The sequence below is a fragment of the Rhodanobacter sp. OR87 genome, assembly GCF_000473345.1.
GTDB classification, from domain to species: Bacteria; Pseudomonadota; Gammaproteobacteria; order Xanthomonadales; family Rhodanobacteraceae; genus Rhodanobacter; species Rhodanobacter denitrificans.
In genome coordinates, this window is record NZ_AXBJ01000025.1 from 8,852 (window position 1) to 26,286 (window position 17,435).

13 protein-coding genes are annotated in these 17,435 nt (G+C 59.4%); 8 read left to right on the forward strand and 5 right to left on the reverse strand.

The features are described 5' to 3' along the window. Nucleotides 1–145: 145 nt before the first annotated feature. From RHOOR87_RS0115775 to RHOOR87_RS0115785, 3 genes are all read left to right on the forward strand, one after another. Nucleotides 146–3,943 (forward strand): hypothetical protein, encoded by a 3,798-nt coding sequence (locus RHOOR87_RS0115775; RefSeq protein WP_027485559.1) that lies wholly within the window; start codon nt 146–148, stop codon nt 3,941–3,943. Continuing rightward, on the forward strand, nt 3,936–8,357 hold the full coding sequence (locus RHOOR87_RS0115780; protein WP_027485560.1) for an ATP-binding protein: 4,422 nt from the start codon (nt 3,936–3,938) through the stop codon (nt 8,355–8,357). The genes RHOOR87_RS0115775 and RHOOR87_RS0115780 overlap by 8 nt, the downstream gene beginning before the upstream one ends. 65 nt (nt 8,358–8,422) lie before the next feature. Next, nucleotides 8,423–9,799 carry a hypothetical protein gene (locus tag RHOOR87_RS0115785; protein ID WP_196806989.1) on the forward strand — a complete coding sequence of 459 codons (1,377 nt, stop codon included), beginning with the start codon at nt 8,423–8,425 and terminating at the stop codon, nt 9,797–9,799. A gap of 519 nt (nt 9,800–10,318) precedes the next feature. Here RHOOR87_RS0115785 and RHOOR87_RS19610 read toward each other — a convergent pair. From RHOOR87_RS19610 to RHOOR87_RS20505, 3 genes are all read right to left on the reverse strand, one after another. Next, nucleotides 10,319–11,119, reverse strand: coding sequence for a hypothetical protein (locus RHOOR87_RS19610; RefSeq protein ID WP_155950965.1), 801 nt, complete (start codon nt 11,117–11,119; stop codon nt 10,319–10,321). A gap of 246 nt (nt 11,120–11,365) precedes the next feature. Next, on the reverse strand, nt 11,366–11,497 hold the full coding sequence (locus RHOOR87_RS20900; protein WP_255325567.1) for a hypothetical protein: 132 nt from the start codon (nt 11,495–11,497) through the stop codon (nt 11,366–11,368). Between the two features lie 214 nt (nt 11,498–11,711). Beyond that, a complete protein-coding gene (locus tag RHOOR87_RS20505; RefSeq protein WP_155950966.1) occupies nt 11,712–12,299 on the reverse strand; it encodes a hypothetical protein in 588 nt (195 codons plus the stop codon). Nucleotides 12,300–12,389: 90 nt separating this feature from the next. Here RHOOR87_RS20505 and RHOOR87_RS20020 point away from each other — a divergent pair, with 90 nt between their 5' ends. Continuing rightward, the gene (locus RHOOR87_RS20020) at nt 12,390–13,058 is read left to right on the forward strand and encodes a DUF3592 domain-containing protein (RefSeq protein WP_081700020.1); all 669 of its coding nucleotides are present in this window, start codon (nt 12,390–12,392) and stop codon (nt 13,056–13,058) included. Nucleotides 13,059–13,154: 96 nt separating this feature from the next. On the opposite strand, the gene RHOOR87_RS0115795 is transcribed toward RHOOR87_RS20020, so the two are convergent. Next, nucleotides 13,155–13,562 carry a hypothetical protein gene (locus RHOOR87_RS0115795; protein WP_015446516.1) on the reverse strand — a complete coding sequence of 136 codons (408 nt, stop codon included), beginning with the start codon at nt 13,560–13,562 and terminating at the stop codon, nt 13,155–13,157. Nucleotides 13,563–13,597: 35 nt separating this feature from the next. After that, nucleotides 13,598–14,944: an aspartyl/asparaginyl beta-hydroxylase domain-containing protein gene (locus tag RHOOR87_RS0115800; protein ID WP_027485562.1), complete on the reverse strand. Its 1,347-nt coding sequence runs from the start codon at nt 14,942–14,944 to the stop codon at nt 13,598–13,600. A gap of 183 nt (nt 14,945–15,127) precedes the next feature. Between RHOOR87_RS0115800 and RHOOR87_RS0115805 the strand changes: the two genes are divergently transcribed. From RHOOR87_RS0115805 to sdhD, 4 genes are all read left to right on the forward strand, one after another. Next, a complete protein-coding gene (locus RHOOR87_RS0115805) occupies nt 15,128–15,916 on the forward strand; it encodes a hypothetical protein (RefSeq protein ID WP_231381815.1) in 789 nt (262 codons plus the stop codon). Further along, nucleotides 15,903–16,241, forward strand: a complete 339-nt coding sequence (locus RHOOR87_RS0115810; protein ID WP_015446513.1) for a hypothetical protein — start codon at nt 15,903–15,905, stop codon at nt 16,239–16,241. The genes RHOOR87_RS0115805 and RHOOR87_RS0115810 overlap by 14 nt, the downstream gene beginning before the upstream one ends. A gap of 228 nt (nt 16,242–16,469) precedes the next feature. Continuing rightward, nucleotides 16,470–17,006 (forward strand): succinate dehydrogenase, cytochrome b556 subunit, encoded by a 537-nt coding sequence (sdhC, locus tag RHOOR87_RS0115815; protein ID WP_231381816.1) that lies wholly within the window; start codon nt 16,470–16,472, stop codon nt 17,004–17,006. After that, nucleotides 17,003–17,410 carry a succinate dehydrogenase, hydrophobic membrane anchor protein gene (gene sdhD, locus RHOOR87_RS0115820; protein ID WP_007508846.1) on the forward strand — a complete coding sequence of 136 codons (408 nt, stop codon included), beginning with the start codon at nt 17,003–17,005 and terminating at the stop codon, nt 17,408–17,410. The genes sdhC and sdhD overlap by 4 nt, the downstream gene beginning before the upstream one ends. The last annotated feature ends 25 nt before the right edge of the window (nt 17,411–17,435 follow it).

A 17,435-nucleotide genomic window follows, 5' to 3' on the forward strand; every position in this document is an offset into this window, starting at 1 on the left:
GTAGCACACCGGTTTGGAGTCCAATCCCCCACTTGAAGGAGATTGGACGTGAAGAAGCGGTTTACCGAAGAGCAGATCATCCGACCGCAGGCTTGGCACTAGCCTTGCTGACCGTGAGACAGGCAGCAGACAGGAAGAAGATGACATGGGGAAGAAGTCCCGAGAGAAGCGGGAGCGTAGACTTGCGCGAACGGAAGCCGATCCTAACTTTCTGCTGCGTGGAATGCTCGAATTTCACAAGCGGATCGCCTCCGAGGTAGATCAGGAAAACCCTTTTCACAAGCGCCTTGAGGCGACACGAGCGTTACTACGCCAATTTGAGCGCCTCGACGCAGCGATTGCTTTGAGTGTCTCCGAGCTGTGGCCGGCCAACACTGGAAGCCCTGTCAAGCACATCTTCGCCTGGGGTGTTCTGCTAGCCCTTCCGCACGATGGTCAAGGCGGAATGCCCATCGCCAGCTATGCAGACTTCAAGGCATTTGTGGAGGCTATGTACGAGGCATGGCCCGAGTTCCCGATGCTTGAGGACTTCTCTCCCGAGGCCGATTGGGGTCAAACCAAGGTACGCCTTGGTCGGGCCTTCGTTCCGATGTTCTACGGTAGCTGCATAGAGCGCACACCTGACTTCGCAGAAGCATTCCGCATCACGTATGCACACGTTCCAGAAGCCCAAGCCCACATGGATCTCGCCATCGCGCTGCAAGCACGGATCATCGAATCGATACCTGATCTGGGGGCGGCAGCTGCAGAGGAGTCACAACGAGCCCATGTCGAGGTGCCTCCCGAAGACTTCTGGTTGGCTTGCAGGTCGACGCTTTTGCAGATCGGTGTTGATATTGCTGACTGGCGAGATAAGGCGGGGCGCGCGCTCGAGACTCGTTTTGGTGCTTTCAAAGCGCCACTGACTTGGGACGCTTTCGGCGACGCGGTAATGCAGGGTACGGCCCTTCCTTTTTTAGCGATCGAAAGCGACGGCACTTGGGTGCCGATGTCAGTTCGTAGCGCCCCAGGGGTCGTCATTGACCATTGGGCCAACAAAGAAGTGGTTGGGGTCAGTGCGCATACGCATCGGAGGCTTGCTCGGTTCGTTGCCGAGCGATTCCGAGGGACGGTTATGGGCCCTCTGACGCTCTTCGTCGGTGACGCCGTCTGTGAAGATCTCGCAATCAGCTGCATCATCTCAGCCGACTCCGGTGTATACCTCATTTGCGCATGCGACCACGCATCGAACGAGCGGCTGTCAAACGCAGCAAAAGCTACGTACGCCAAGATGAGGTGCGACGCGCCGATCCACTTCCGTCTCGCAGACGGGCGCGGACTCATGTTGTCCAAGAATGGATCCACTGGACCAAGCGCCGACGAACTTCGCATCGTCATTGTGGTCACCCAGGCAGGCACAGCATTCGGCTCTATAAGCGTTCCCGATAGGCCCACACGCTTATTGCCACTGGCGGACTTCATCACTATCTGCGATAGCCTGAATGACCTCGGCGAACTGGAGCGCTACTGGAAATTCGTCGACTCTCATAGACGCTCTCTCAGCCCCTTCTCGACCGGCCCCGCGGATCTGTATGCGTCATTCAAGGACACACACGGCGTACTTGTGGAAGGGGCGATTTCACCCACTCTTATCGGATTGGACACCCATTGGGGAACCTCTTGGCGTTTCAAAGCGCTTACAGACTTCTGGTCTCATGCTCCGAGAGTGTTCCCAGATGGCTCCGCTGGTTGGCGGCTATCTCCTGAAACTAAAGGCGTCGTTGAGCTCCAATCGCGCCATCACAAAGCTGTTGCATATTCAACATCGGTTGGCTCCTGCACCGTTCAAACCTTGGTGGAAATCTCTGAAGGCCTGCGGATTGAGGATGCTCGGCTGGTCGACCTCTTCGCCCAACTCCTTGCGGACTGCACCTATCGCTGTAGCGAACTGATGCCGGACATCCCGCTGTTTCGACAGCCACATGTTCTGTTTATCTGCGACCCAGATACCTACAGCCTTGTTGATGCGGAGGAAACTCCTCAGCCAATAGAGGGATTCGCGCGAGTAGTGAATTCAGCGGAAGAAGATGACGCTCGTAAGGGCCTGTTTCATCTGCAAGTTGACACTCGCGCAGTACTTTCAGGATTAAATGCAGCCCAGGACGAATCGTTTGAAGTTCGTTGCTTACTGGAGACGCTCGAAAGGTGTCACGCTGCATGCGGATTGGAATTGCCAAACGATCTTGAAGACCGGCTTTGCGGCAGAGCGTCGGAGCCGGCTCGTTACCACTTAAGAGTCGTTGCCCGAAACGTGGATGTCCCTGACTACGTGGATCCCGTCATCCCCTCGCCCAGCGATTACAAGCTTGCACGCAAGCATTTGGCTGCGGAAATCATGGCGCTCGGTCTTTCCCCAGGGCGATATGAGCTGTCCGATGCCAAGACCAGGATTGATCCTGCCGGTGCCCGCCTGAGTCTTCACATCGAGAATCGGCTTGCATCGCTCGACAGGCATCAACGTCTACAGGCATTCATTGAACAGCATGATGCACTCCTGGTCACCGAGAGAATGAAGATTCAACGGGCCCGTCAGAGCCTAGCCCATGATGTGGAATACGACAGACTAGATGCCGTTGAGCAAGCTCGCAAAGAGTTCGGCTCGGTAGCTCGCCACTATCGATATCTGCTGGAGAAGACTGTCAGCTCACCGGCGACCGGCAACGGGAAGGTCACTGATGACGTACTGCGTGAGCTGGTTGGCCTAGTTGATTGGTACATGGTACTGACCGGAGCCAGCGACGTCCTTCACAACGGCATAGACGTTGGTGGCGTTGTGATCGATGATTCGTATATTCCAGAGGTTTTCTACTCGACCGGCTCCGACAACCGAGAGTCGGACTTCGCACGCGAGTATGCGAAGTCAAGACTGGGGCTTGGAGCAAACAACGAAGATGTTGTGGAAGGCTCGTCGGAAGACTTGCTGCCATCAGAGAAGCTCAAGAGTGCTTTCACCGCCGACCTAGGATTTGACCTGCAGAGCATGGTGACCGCTCTTGCGGTTCTGTCGCAAGCTGAGAGGTACGGTTTCGGCGATGAGCTCTCGCTATCCTATGCCGCCGCTCCAAGCCGTGTCGCTCAAGGACTGACCGAGAGCATTGAGAGGCTTGATCTTGCAGAGGCGGAAAGGATTGTGGCGTTCCTCACGCTTTCGGAGAAAGGCGTTCGCAGGCTATCCGGGAGGGATGTTGACGAGGCTGATGTCCCGTACTGGGAACACCGTAAGCGAATCCATCGATACGCAATCAGGCCGCTGGTTGTCGATGGCACAGACTTGCGTTGGGGTGCAGAGGCAGTCAGCAGATCGATGTACAACTGGATGTCGGCGGTGCGGGACGGCTACCTCCCTGCGGACTTCGAGTGGCCCCATGTTGAACCGGTCATCCGGGAGGTCAAGGAGAGCATCGAGAAACGGCTGGAGCTTCGCACCGAGGAGATATTCCGTCGGTACACTCCATTCGTCCAGCGAGGCATCGACTTTTTCAGGAGGTTCCGCGGCGAGGGGTTCGAGGACGTTGGTGATTTCGATGTCTTCGCTTATTGGCCAGATGAGAACCTGCTCGTGACGGTGGAGTGCAAGTACAACCAACCACCCTACACAGTGAAAGATGGCCGTCGACTACGCGACCGAATATTCGGCAAAGCGGAGGAGGACAAGGCTGGGCAGTTCAGTCGAATCCTACGCCGCAGGCAATTTCTCGAGAAGAACCGCTCAAGGATGCTTGATCTGCTGAAGTGGCCGAAATCGGAAACCACGCCTTCCAGGAATGTAGAGCTTTACGTGAGCCGCGACGTGTACTACTGGATGGTTCATCCGCCTTACCCTGTTCCGACCAGGTTCGTGCGAGTGGATGCCCTGGACACCTGGATAAAGACTGAGCTCATCACGTCGCAAAACCATGTCTGAGAACATCAAGAACACCGCAATCACTGCGGCCGGCTACATTTACCAAAATCGGCAGGGTCTCAAGATCCTGTGTGATTGGCTCGACGCGCCGGCTCGCTACAGCCGGGTGAAATTCGAGTGCGACGATGAAAACGAAGCACCTCAAGGGCTGGATGACATCGCCATCGAACGAAGCGATGGTTGTGTTGACCTTCAACAAGTCAAGTTCACCCCCGCCCCTGACACGCATCTGCTTTCCTGGGATTGGATGCTTGAGAAGGCCGGCAAGACGGCACGGTCGAGGTCGATGCTTCGCAAGTGGTTCGATGCCTTCAAGAAGCTCGATCTCGCTCGCATTGGCGAGATCTCGTTGACGACAAACCGCCGGCCCGATGCCGCCATCGAGGCCTGCCTGAATGCTGGCAGGATTTCCTTTGCCAAGATTCCGGAGCCCAAGCGATCGGAGGTGATCGCTGAGCTTGGCAGCGCTGAGGACTGTGAAGCATTTTTCGACCAGTTGCGCATTCGGCACAGTGATAAGGGGTACACCGCGCTGGAGCACGACATCGCTGCGCGCCTTCGGCTGCATGGTACCCCTGAAGGGATCGCGAACCTCAAAAACGTCGCCCTGAACTGGGCGACACAGAAGAATATCCCGGCCCCGGATGGTTGGGTCACGCTGGCAGAGGTCCGCACCATCTTGCGGGCGTCGCCGCCGGCGCCGCTGCCGGAGGACTTCGTAGTTCCCAAGGGGTATGAGGTTCCTGACGAGACGTTCCACCAGGAGTTTGTCCAAGACGCAATCAACGCTGTCGGGAAGGCGATTGTTCTGACAGGGCCGCCTGGCCGCGGAAAGAGCACCTACCTGAGCGCCTTGTGCGACTCGCTCACCGAGCGGGACATCCCGACGGTTCGCCATCACTACTTCCTCTCTACAACGGAGCGTGGCCGCGATCGGGTCAATAGCTATACTGTCGAGCAATCCATCCAGGCGCAGGTCGAGCAGTTTCACGAGGGTGTCCCGAAGACGGCAGGAGGCTTGCGTGCGCTCCTGGAGGCCTGCGCTTCCTACTACAAGGCTCTGGGCAAGCCGTTCGTGCTCGTCCTCGATGGCCTGGATCATGTCTGGCGCATCAACGCTGAAGACAAACGGCCGCTGGACGATCTTTTCTCTCAGGTGATCCCTTGCCCGGACAACATGGTGCTGCTCGTCGGCACCCAACCTGTGGATGACGCTCAGTTGCCGACTGATCTGCTCGCCTCCGCACCGAAGGTCGAATGGCGCACGTTGCCGGCGATGTCCGAGAACGCAGTCCTTTCCCATCTTCGTAAAACGGTTCAAGAGGGCAGGCTCACAACTGGCTTCGAAGGTGAGGTGCAGGCCGAAGAGCAACTGCAAGGTGCAGCATCCGCGCTCTGTTCAAGAACCAACGGCCATCCCCTTCACGTTATCTACGCGACTGCGGAGTTGGAGCATGCTCGTCGCAGGCTGTCCAGTTGGGATGTTGAGCAGTTGAAGGGAGATCTGAGCAAGGACGCAAAGTTCTACTATGCATCGCTATGGGAAAGTCTTCTTCCCAGCCTGAAAGACACGCTGCGGCTCGTCTGTGCTTTTCCGTTCTTCTGGCCAAGGACAGCGTTCGCTGAGATCGCCGCTGCAATCAAGACGGCTGAGCCTGAAGTCGGGAACGTGGAACATTTGCTTTACTCATCGGCGGCCGGACTGAAGGTCTTCCACGAGAGCCTGGCGGTCTTCGTGCGCGCGACCGCAGGCTACGAAGACCGCATCAAGGAGCTGATGCCTTCAGTCGCGAGTTGGCTGGAGAGCTCCGCGCCCACCTCGCTACGAGTGAACTGGCTATGGACGGTTCAAGCGAGGCTCGGCGACCCCAAGAACCTCATCACGGGACTGACCCGCGACTGGATCATGCTGCGCCTTGAAGAGGGGTATCCAGAGTCGCTGTTCGACACGCTGCTATCAGACGCCCTGGTTGCAGCGCTTGAGACCGCCGCATTCGCAGATGCCTATCGACTGGAGCACCTAAAGGCCCGGATGGTTGGTGGCAGCGAGTTCCAAATGCAGAACGACGAGCTGGCTAGGCTCATCTCCTTCACGTTGACGCTAGCTGTGGAGGAAGGCGTCATACGTGAGGCCGTTGCCTCCAGACATGAGGCGGATATCTTACGTGTTGCCGCGCTCGGGTTGGCCTTGCGCTCGCGAGGCGATCAGGTTCTGTCTGAAACGTGCGGTGAAGAGGCGCTTCGTCGGCTCAGGGGTTTGAGCCGGTTCTCCAGCAGGTATGGATCGAGAGCTGGCTCTGATGAGTTTAAGTTCTTGATCGGCGCCTTCGCGCGACTTGGCGCCATGGGCACCACCACCGCAGCACTCGCCAGATTGGTGGCCAAAAACGGCCCGGCCGTATGGCTACCTCGGGTTCAGATATTGGTTGAGGAGGGCAACCTGGACGACTTGATGGCGGTTGTTGCTCAGCTCGCCAGCGGAGAGAACAAAGACGTCATCAGCGATGCTTGCATCCGTGCGGCTGCGAAAGCTGGTGCAAGTATTGCTGAGCGCGATGACTTTCACGCGCTTGCCCGGACCCCCTTCGTTGCTGCAGTAGAGGCGGCGCTCACGCGGTCCTCTCAACCACTGAATGAGCCGATCCCAGTGGATTGGCTGAAAGGCGACTACTACGAACGCAAGGAAAACCTCGCGACGCTCGCGCACCACTGGTTCTTCAGAGCGGTGCATCTAGGCCTTTGCATGGCCGCAGAAGACCAGGCTGCCCTCGAGTACACCCAAGCCCCTGTCTATGAAGGCAGAGAAAACATTACCGCTTTGCTCAATGCACTCTCTACCATCGGTGCTCAGGTCGCCTATCGCTGGTGGCACAGGGAGTTTGTGGACTTCCATGAGCTTTTCGAGCTGCTCAAGCCAGTGGAATTCCGGCGGTTCAGGCAGAGCCATGATTGGAGCTCCGCCGCCGAGGACTTCCGAGGGGCGCTGCATCACATCGCTTGCGACATCCACCTTGGCAGCATCCTGCTGAACACCGTCGACTATGCAGCTCTCACCAAAGAAACCATGGACGCGGCCAGGCAGTGCACTTGGTTCGACAGCGCATCTTTTCGCACCCAGTACGCAGCTGGATCACTGACGAGGATGGCCGACGAAGCGGCTGAGGCGTTCGTTCGGTCTCAACGTTCGCTGCTTGATGCGGAGGTCTGGGAGGAGACCAGCGTGCGCCTTCAGACTCCGCTGCAGCTCTGCGCGATTGCGCTGGCCCACGACTTGACCTCAGAAGCTCGTGAACTCTGCAAGCAGACCTGGGAGCTGACGACCGGCTATGGACATCGCAAAGATCCGACGCTGAACAATACCGTCGACGCCATCGGCTACCTAGTCGACGTTGCAGCAGAGGATGCTCGCCGGTTGCTTGGCCAGATCGCGCCGCAGATCCACCATGTTCTGAATTACACGGACGGAAAGGGCACAAGGCATGTCCTAGCGGATGCTGATCGGCTGTTGGCGAAGCTGATGCCTTCAGCACTGGTGGTCAAGTATGAGGAGCACATTCATGCGGGCGACTGGTCGCAGGCAGAGAACAGCCTGCGAGCGTACGTCCAGCAGGGGGTGAAGGACGGTTGGCCCCTTGACGCACTGATGCGCACAGGACCGCACTCCGAAATACGCGATACCCTTCAGCAGCTGGCACGGGACGGCAGCGCGAGCGCTGCGGAGCGGCTTCGCGTTCTTCAGGAGCACGGCGGTTGGGACGTGGGCTTGTTGCGGCGTCAAGAGCACTCTGGGAGTGGCATTGACAGCAGGCCCTATGAGGGCGATGTCACGATCTTTGAGCCCGAACAATTGGACGACCTGCTCAATAGTTTGTCAGCGAGCCACAACGAGCGAACGGTGCTTCTTCGTGCCTGGTATCAGCACTGGGCAACCAAGGGTCAGGGCAGGAGGTTGCTCGAAGCACTCGACGGCCTGCTTCTGTCAGAAGAGGGGCGGCAAAAGGACGTCCTACTCCTGTCCGACCTCGCCTTTCAAACGAGGCGCAAGCTGAGTGGGGCGAACGCGGCATGGAAGTACCTTGTCCGTGCACAGATCTTGAGCGGCGGGTGGATTGGGTACATGGAGAGCGAGACGAAGACCCGCAGCAGGCTTGATCTGGTCGCCCAAAACTACCCACAGCGCTGCGACGCGTTTGTGGTCGAGACGACCTATGGCATGTTCGACGGCCTCGCGCCACTCCGTGTCGCGCCCAAGGAAATCATGGTCTATTTCTACCTACGGCAGGGCCGCATTGTGGAAGCCGTGAAGTTCGCGGAGACGATGGTCAATTGCGTCATCGACGATACCCGTACCCTCCCGTTGGAGCAGCCTCGCTGGGCGGTTGAGCTGACCTCACCTCCCGTCTTGAGAGCTTGATGAACGATCTTCGCATTCTCATTGCCCGTCTCGGGTGGCCTTCCACGTCAGCACGATGGTGGACCATGCAAGAACTCGCAGCTCGCCTGGGAGAGCCAGCTGTGAGGATCGAAACCGAGTCCGGGCTGCTTCAGTTGCTGCGCTCGCGCAAGCTTGAGGCCGAGGTTGTTGAGGTGCTGTGCATTTTCTGGATAGCGGCGAAGGAACACGGTTACTCCCCCGCCGCAGAGCTGGCGGAGAGCATCGTAAGGCCCTCTCTGCTCTCAGATCTGCTGGCAGCGAGTCTAGGGCTGTCAGTTCAAGTCGACGACACGGACTTAAAGGAGGTTCCGAAGGGCTTCGAGATCCCAGATGACTTCGACGGTGTACAAGGCGTGGACTTGCCCAGGATCTTCCGGACATCCATGAGCGGGCTCGAGGCCCATTCCGGGCTTCCGTTCGTCCGGCAGATGGCCTTTGAGTGGGCAGAGAATCGAGCGACTTACCCAGACGCGCCATACCAAGGCGACCCGTGGCACTTTACGCGATCGCTGGGTGATGGTCTCGTCGGTCAGCTTTCCGCACGTGCCGCGCTTCGCGCCATTTCTGCCTACCTTCGTGCGCTGGCGGTGGCCAAGAAATTCTGGAACATGCCGTCGAAGTTGACGGATGAGAATTCGCTTTTGGCGCTGCCACTCCATCCGACTCTGGCTTTGCTCAGGCCACAGCGCCCTGACTGGTTCCCGGCATCAGCTAACTTCGATGGCGATACCGAGGCGATCGAAGCAACATTTCGAACCCTGATTGCCAGCGTCGAGGCGGTGCGTCCTGGTGATGAACTGATCTCCTTCATCTCGCCAGTTGTGATATCGATGGAACGGTGTGTGGAGGTTTCTCTGGTGAGGTGGTCGCAGGGCCTAGGAAGCAGCGTTGACGATGCGAACCTAGCGGCTCATCTCGACGCCTTCTGGACACGCGCGGGGATGCTTCCCAGCGCAGCTGCAGAACCTATCAGCACAACGACCATCGTAGCTCCACCGACTCTCGAACAACTGGTGGACAAGGACTGCAAGGCTTGGCCTCTGGCCGCAACGCTCGATTTCGACCGGATCGGCTATCTCCAGCATGACCTGTATCCCTCGCGGCTGTTCTTCCCGACGATGCCTGGTTTGCATGAGGTTGAGATCGCGCCTCGTGACGGACAGTTAGAGGTCAAGGTAGAAGATCAGGTCGTCGCTGATTTTAGCTACTGGAACGCTGGGTGGGGACCGGCTCGACCAAAGCAGCTTCGTGGAAATTGTGGGACGGCACTCATTTCACGCGGCAAGGCGTATCGCGAGGGAGCGAGCTCTGAAGCCAGGTCGCTGCGCGCGTTCTATCTTTGGCAGATGCGTACGCTTCACCGAAGCGGCAGCTTTGGCGCGTTCAGCGAGACATTAACTGTAGGCGCCATGTTCGTTTAGCTCATCCTTCGTAGCTTCAGATTCAACCTTCAGCCATCGAGCTGCGTGCCTCGCTGCTGCAGGTTGTTTGCAGCGTGCGCAGCGAGCGGCGGCTGATGGAATAGCTCATCTACAACCTGCTGTTTCACTGGTTTGCCAGCCTAACATCGACGATCCGATGTGGAATCACTCGACTTTCTCCTTCAATTGCCAGCGGCTGTTCGACGAGGCCATCGCCCAGCACTTCCTCGAGCACATGGTGTTGCTGGCGAGCCTGCGCGAACGACGGGGTACGTCGCCTTCGCCAGAGACGGTTCCGCTGCCCACCGCAAAGGCGGTCGACAAACCTCATAGAGTTACCACCGCGGGGCCAAACTATGGTTTCAATGAAAGGGTAGTTTGGCCAGATGTGCATGTGCTTCCTCCTCATTGCGACCAAAGTGCGATGTCAGGGTGACCTGATTAGCTTCGAGCCACAGCCGTGTGTCGCGTGATCTGCAAAGGCGTCGGAGAGGACTCAGATTCGTTCTGAACAACTGGTCAGCTCCAAGTTTCCGCCGTCTCCAACTGTGGAGTGAGCCATGAGTCGTCGAGCAGCTCCTCGACGATCGCCAACGGAACTGTGCGCCAGCCGTATCGGTCCATGACGGGCGAAAAGTACTGTGGAAAACGTCGCTGAAGGAATGTCCGCTCGTCCTTCAGAAGAACCACTTGATCGTCGACCCACGCATATATCTCGTAGGGACTTTTCGCCGATTTCAGCAGGAGCTGGATGCGCTTTCCATCCACCCGCCAATACTCCCTGTCAGGGTGATCGAGCGTAGCGGTCAACACGTCGGAACCTTCGCATACCGCTCGCTTCAAGAAATCGACCACGCACCGATGGATCGGAAAGACGCTGACCCTGACGCCCCTAAGAACGGCACCATCACCATATTTGTCCGTCAACCATGCTCGCGCCGCTATCAAGCGATGGTTACCGTTGCCGCATTCGGCCACCCCACCGTAGACCAATAATCTCAGCTGATAGCGGCTGTTCGGCGCCGGGAAATGCTCTTCTTTTGTCTGCGACTCGAAATAGTCAAAAACTGCGCTCGACCAACCTTCACCTTGAAGGTGATACGTTATCGTTCGCCAGGTATCGCCCGGTGACCAGAAGTCCCGTCGACCCAACGCGACGATTCTGACAACCGGTACGTCGACATAGACCGTCTGCCTGGCTTCAAGGTCGACGAGTCCATACAGCCCAAGATCGTTGTCCAGGTAGACCCGTCGATCCAGCGATTTGCCACGAGCAGCTCTCGCTGCGTCGTGAATGCGTTCAATGGCAGTAGGCGACATCATATCGTGCTGGCACGTGGATTCTCCCCAGTATGCCCAAAGTTCCCTACTAACCGCCGCTTGGACCGACCGCGATTGATCGCCTGGCTGCGCGGCCAAACTATGCTTTCTTAGTTCGGTCAAACTATGCTTTCCAGAACACTTTGTGCGAGAAACCATAAAGTGGCCACTTTGGCCACTTTATGATCTCGTTGAAAGCACGACGTCCCCCCCGCTTTGAGTAGCGGGACGGTTTAGAGTCCGGAGTTACTTTAGCTGCTTCGCGTCGGCGGCAGGTGTCAACTCGTCCTTGGCTCGTGTGCGCTCAAACAAGTTGTCGAGCGCCGCCCGCACTTTACCTAGGAACACCGCTTCTAAAGTCGATGTTTCTTCATCCACGGCTTCCGCTCCATCAAGTCATTCCGCCGCTCTGTTCGCAAGGTCCGCTTCGGGTCGACCTATGCCCGTCGCAGCTTGCCCGGCCATCACCAGCACTGCAAGGGCAACCATCGGCGGAAGCCGACATTAGAAATCGGAGACGAATTCACCGAATGCAAGCACTTTGATCAAAACAGGTGAATGCCAATCACTGCGATAAGAGCGGCATAGTGATTCAGCGGTTCGCGGGGGCCACGTGCTCAAGAGCCCGGATCAATTCTTTAGCCTCTGGGCCCATTTCGGTGGCGCCTCCCTGATCCTTGTAGCTTTGTTGATCGCGTAGCCGTACGTAAGATACGGAGTGCGGCGGCACCACATACTCTCGAAATTTAGATTTTGCGGTCCACACGGCGTTACCCGCGCACACCAGCCTAGCTACGTCGGATTCGCTGAGTTTGACCCAACGTACCACGATGATATGGGTGACACCGCTCTCCGTACGAGTGAAACTCGCAGCGAACTTGTCCGATGGGGCGGGAGCCTCGGGGAGAGGTTCAGAGCCTTCCTTTGAACAATCCCTAGCCGAGTACGCCATTCGGCGTTCGATATCCGCTGCCACAGTGGATCCGCAGCTGAAGCCAGAAGACTCAAAGGCCATGCCACGCGTGATCTCAGGGATCTCAGGCGGAAGTCCGAAGACTTTGCCTGTTACGCCGACTGGTTCAACCTTGATCGCACCGAATTGCTGCCCGCGACATGCCGGTGCGACGGAGGCACACGCACTCAACATCCATGCCATGACGACTACGACGATGTAACGCATCCGCTGTTCCCTCTGCTTGGCCGAAATGTGGCGACTTGTCGACGCGAAAACGCCTGCTTCGGGTCGAGCGCGCATGCCAACGGGCCAGCGATGAACGCCGCTGCCGTCGGTGCCAAGAATATCACTCAGCACATCAGCTCCTACCCGATATGCGATCATGGACTTCGTGGCCAGAGGCCTTTGCCAGAATGGCGGAAGCAGGGGGGATGGATGCGAAAGTTGGGAATTTGGTTGTTACTTTGGCTAGGCACAATGGCTATTGCGCTAATAGCTGGATACGTCGAATACACGCATGCGGCAGCAAGTCTGACCTGGCCAACCACGTCCGGAGTCGTTGAGGTGGCACAAGTAAATCAGGTTGGTGGTCGTTATTGGCCCAAACTCGTCTATGCGTACCAAGTTCAAGGCGTAGATCATAAGGGCCACAATATTGGCTACTTGGATCTGATGCATGGCCCTTCGCTGAATGGCTCTACCGATCCCCAGTGGCCCCGTGACCACTTGGCGCACTTTTCGTTCGGTGACCGCGTGACGGTGCACTACGATCCCTCCAAACCTAGTCAATCATTGTTGTTGGTCGCGCCAATCAACTTCTGGCAATGCGTGCCAGGATGGGGATTCTTCTTGCAGCTGGTTGGAGCCACTGCGCTAATGCAGCGGCTGTTCGTTACAAGAAAGGTGTGGCTCATCGTGCCTGGTCTCTTTTGCATTTTCGCATTGTGGGTGTGCTTTTTCATTTCTATGAGGCCACCCGACTGAAGTGCCCGCTTGGGATGGCGAAAGTTTCCGCCACGGTCGATCGAGGTTGCGCATGCATCCCGTCTCGACGCGCGGCGCGGCCTGCAGCTGCCCGCCTTACGCATCCTGTGCCCGCGCGAGACGCATGCGGATCGATGCCCTCGCCCGGCATTCGGCCGTATCGGCGCCGATGAAGAAATGTACGGTCGGCTCGCCCAGCACCACGCGTACACAATCACGCTGCAAATCGACCACACGTAGACCGTTCGCAGTGAGGTCGGACGTCTCGTAGGGATGGCTGACCTGCGTAGTGACAGGCAAACCGGCCGCGTCGCGCAGCGTGTTGCCATCGGCATCCACGGCCCGGGCGCGCGCGTTGACATGGGTGGCACCGGTCAGCTCGGCCATGGTTTCGATCCCCACGGCGATCAGCGCATCGGTATCCAGTTGCACGATGATGTCCTGAAAGCGCGCCCACGGGGGTTGCGGATCAAGTTTCACGTGCGAAGGTTGGTTGGCGCTCATGGTGGTTTCGTGGCGTGGCGTTGGGCAGCCGCCCGCTAATTGCCAAACGGCGGCTCCACACCCGCTGCCATATGAAATTGACTGATGCCCTCGAACAGCAGGGGCAACGCCGCGCGTTCGGCCGCACTCAGCTCCGGGTGCCAGGCGTCCAGCACCAGGGCCGTGCACGGGCCAGGGCCGTGGTTCCATAATTCATGCGCAAAGCTGCCGTCGTACGCCACGCACGCCCCCATGCGCCAGGTTTCCTCATGACCGGCAACGCTGCGCACGCAACGGCCGTCCACTTGCAGAGGAATCTCCATGTTGACCCGGGCGTTGGTGATGCCGCAGCTTGGCAAGATATGCGTACCGGGAGCAAGCGTGGCGAAATACACGTTGGGGCCGAGGTTCTCCACCTGCACGCGTTGCGGCAGCGATTCCACCGCCGCCAACGAGCGTGGCAAATGTTGCCGCGCGGCCGGCTCCCGGTCGCCATTACGATAAAGGAACCACGCGGTGAGCCGCGCGCCGGTGTCGCCGTCGAGCACGCCCTGTTCACGCAACAGCGCCAGGTCATGCGTGCCGAAATAGGGCTCACCCAACTGCTCGGCGGCAGCTGTATCCAGCTCGGCCAGCCAGGTGTCGCCGGCGGTCGCCAGCGCCACCATGCCTGGCATGTGCGCGGCATCCAGCATCGGTTCGGCGGACAGGCCCGGTATGTAGAAAAACGCGCAACTTTGCCGCGGATCGGGGTATTGCGCCGCTGCGTGCTTGAGGTAAATGGCAAGGCCCTGCTCCACGCGCGCAAGTGCTGCGGCTCCGTACTGCGCGCGCACCGGTTGCATGAGTTCCATGAAAATCTGCTGCTGGTTGCGCTGAATGTAATCGATGGCGTGCCGCACCACCGGCTGCAGCACCGGTGGCGTAGTGTTGCGGTTACGCCAGCTAAACGCCGCCTGCGCGGTAGCGATAGCGTGGTAGTACGCCGCCGTAGCGTCGTAGGTGCTGCCCAGCTGTTCCAGCGCGGCCGCCCGATGCAGCGGCGCCGAGAGCTCCTTCGGATCCATCGCGATCACTTGATCGAAGGTGTCGATGGCATCCTGCGCGTGGCCCAGTGCCAGCTGCAGGATGCCGAGGTTCTTGCGGAAATTGGCTTCCTCCGGGTCGATGTGCACGGCCTTTTCGAGGTGCTCGCGGGCGCTGTCAAACTCGCCCCGACCCAGCTCGCACATCGCAACGAAGTTCAGCGCTTCCGCGTTGTCCGGCTGCGTTTCGAGCGCCTTGCGGTACAGCGCTTCCGCCGCCTGCGCGCGGTGCACCATCACCTCGCCGCGCGCGCGCAAAATGGGATCGCTTTCGGCGCCACTCGTTGTTGTCATGCCGGCCTGCCCAATCGACTGCATGGGACAACTATGCGACGTTGTACAAATTCTTCCATGACCTGGCACAAGCCCCGCCATCGCAGTCGTGCCGAGCGGCTGGCTCTGCACGCCCGGCGGCCGTTCCAGCGCCGAAGCTGATTCAGGTCATGGCGCCGGTGCGCCCACCCGCTACCGTGCAGTGGCTTGTCATGCGCGAAGGTGCCCGTGTCGCTTCCGCTTCTCCTACCGAGCACGCCGCTCCCGAGCGGCTGGTCGATCGATCCGGTTACTGGCCACTGTGTGCGCATCAGCGATGGTGCCCAGTTCGGGCCGGCCACCAGCCGCGCTATCGCGTGGTCCACCCAGGACATTGCCATGCGGCTGCCCACGGCAACCGGTCTTGCCGTGGATGTCGCACGACTGCGCAACGCGCTCGGTTGCGTGGCCACCGCTACGGACGCGGCAGCGGCGGCCGACGACGATCCCGTCACGGACGAAGCCGTCCATGCCGTCGGGATGGAGCTTGTCGCGCACGGATCCGATACCTGGCAATGGCAACCGCCCCGCAGGATTACGGCCCGCTTCCATCAACGCCTTGGCTGTTTTCTCGATGCCATCGGCGTGGACCGCGCACATCATCCGGCCACCCAGGCACCGGCCGGTGAACTCTGGCTGCTTACCGGGCGTATCGGTCATCTGGCGATACGCAGCGAAAGCATCGTTCGCGGCACCGCGGACGTCACCGTCATGCTGCTGGCGCAAGGTTGCGCCAGCGCCGGTGACGCCATGCAGCGCGCCCGCACCTGGGCCATCGAGGCCGCCTGCCAGTACCTGGTCGAGTCGGCCGAAATCGCGCTGGCCCTCGTGCGCCAGGTGCCGTTCCACGAGCACGACTCCGGCTGTGCCGCAGTAACGCACGCCGTGCACCAACTCTTCGCGGGTTTGTCATCAGCAAGCGCAGAACGCCGGCCGGCCACCCCGCCCCGCCCCGGAACCACCCATGGCCATACCTGACTTGTCCGTCATCATCTCCGCGCCCGCCGAACACGACCCGACCCAACCCACGCCGGAGGAACTTGCCGCCATGCATCACTTGGCGGAAGTGGCACTCGGCAACTCGGGCCAGGCCAGCCGCTGCGCCAACTTTCTGCTCGCCTGGGCGGATGCCGACAGCTTTGGTGCCTACGACCCCACCGACATCTGGGCGTGCGACCCGACCGTGATTCGCGACACCGTGACGGTTTTTGGCCTGATTGCGCGCGTATCCGAATGCCCGGAATTGCTGGATCCCACGATCCGCGACGAGCTGGCCGCGATTGCCACCAAATGGCGTCGTTAGCCGGTTCGAATCGCGCGTTTGCAGCGCATACGCCACGTTGCGCACGAAAGAGCTTGATGGAGGTCAGGGCGTCGCCGGTGGCACTCGCTACCATCGAGCAACCAGCGCGAGCGTGCGATGGGCGGTGCCGATCGGGTGTGGCTGCGGTGTACGTCGAGTTCGTCATTCTCACACGCACGTTCCCGTGTCAGGACGAATGGGCCGCGCGGCGCCGCTCGCTGCCGGGTGATGAAACGCCGGATCCCGCACTCACGTGCGAAACGCTCAGCGGCCGCCGACTGCAGCCGCGTCGGCGGAGTTATTGCCGGGCTGACCGGACAGCTTCAGGAGGTTTTTGCCGTGCACAATCCACGCCCCCTTTCACCGCACCTCGGCATCTACCGCTGGCGCATCAACATGGTGCAGTCTTCCTTGCACCGCCTGACCGGGCTGTTTCTTTCCATCGGGGCCGCAGTATTGACGTGGGGCCTGATCGCCGCCGCCGCCGGCCACCATGCGTGGCAACTGTTTGCGGATTTTTCCGGCAGCTGGATCGGCCTCATGGTGTGGTTCGCGTGGATCTGGGCACTGCTGTTCCACCTTTGCAACGGCATCCAGCATTTGTTTCACAGCCTGACTTGGGATTACGGCCCGCAGCACACCCGTGACCGCACGCGCAACCCCTCGTACTGGGCCACCGGCTGGGTGGTAGTGGGCGTGAGCACGGCATTGACCGTACTGACTTGGGTGTTGTTGATCATCAAGTTGACGGGAGGTGCGGCATGAGCGAGTTTCCGGGCCAATCAGGCATGCGCGATCCGCTCAAGACAGCCCGCCACTGGGGGCCATCGCGCACCGGCGTTCAGCACTGGTGGGTGCAGCGCCTGACGGCGGTGGCGCTGATTCCGCTGACTCTCTGGTTTTTGTTTTTTGTCGCCGGCCTGCTACACGCCGACTATGACGCCGTGCTGGCGTCGATCGGGCAACCCGTTCACGCGTTCCTGCTGATCGTGCTGACCGTGTGCAGCTACTGGCACGGCATGCTGGGGCTGGACGTAATCATTGGCGACTACGTGCATGCGCGCGGGCAGGAAGTCACGTTGCAGATTGCCTTGCGCTTCGGTGCGTTGCTCGGTGCGTTGGCCACGATCCTGGCGGTACTCGCCGTCTGGTTCACGCGCCTGCATTGATTCCACTTTGATTTGAAAGGACAAC

Excerpts from the sequence above, each read along its gene's own strand:
- sdhD (WP_007508846.1), top strand. The coding sequence starts at position 17,003 with ATGAGCGAGTTTCCGGGCCAATCAGGCATGCGCGATCCGCTCAAGACA.
- RHOOR87_RS0115785 (WP_196806989.1), top strand. The coding sequence starts at position 8,423 with ATGCAAGAACTCGCAGCTCGCCTGGGAGAGCCAGCTGTGAGGATCGAA.
- RHOOR87_RS20505 (WP_155950966.1), bottom strand. The coding sequence starts at position 12,299 with ATGCGTTACATCGTCGTAGTCGTCATGGCATGGATGTTGAGTGCGTGT.
- sdhC (WP_231381816.1), top strand. The coding sequence starts at position 16,470 with ATGAAACGCCGGATCCCGCACTCACGTGCGAAACGCTCAGCGGCCGCC.
- RHOOR87_RS0115800 (WP_027485562.1), bottom strand. The coding sequence starts at position 14,944 with ATGCAGTCGATTGGGCAGGCCGGCATGACAACAACGAGTGGCGCCGAA.
- RHOOR87_RS19610 (WP_155950965.1), bottom strand. The coding sequence starts at position 11,119 with ATGTCGCCTACTGCCATTGAACGCATTCACGACGCAGCGAGAGCTGCT.
- RHOOR87_RS0115810 (WP_015446513.1), top strand. The coding sequence starts at position 15,903 with ATGGCCATACCTGACTTGTCCGTCATCATCTCCGCGCCCGCCGAACAC.
- RHOOR87_RS0115795 (WP_015446516.1), bottom strand. The coding sequence starts at position 13,562 with ATGAGCGCCAACCAACCTTCGCACGTGAAACTTGATCCGCAACCCCCG.
- RHOOR87_RS20020 (WP_081700020.1), top strand. The coding sequence starts at position 12,390 with ATGAACGCCGCTGCCGTCGGTGCCAAGAATATCACTCAGCACATCAGC.
- RHOOR87_RS0115775 (WP_027485559.1), top strand. The coding sequence starts at position 146 with ATGGGGAAGAAGTCCCGAGAGAAGCGGGAGCGTAGACTTGCGCGAACG.
- RHOOR87_RS0115780 (WP_027485560.1), top strand. The coding sequence starts at position 3,936 with ATGTCTGAGAACATCAAGAACACCGCAATCACTGCGGCCGGCTACATT.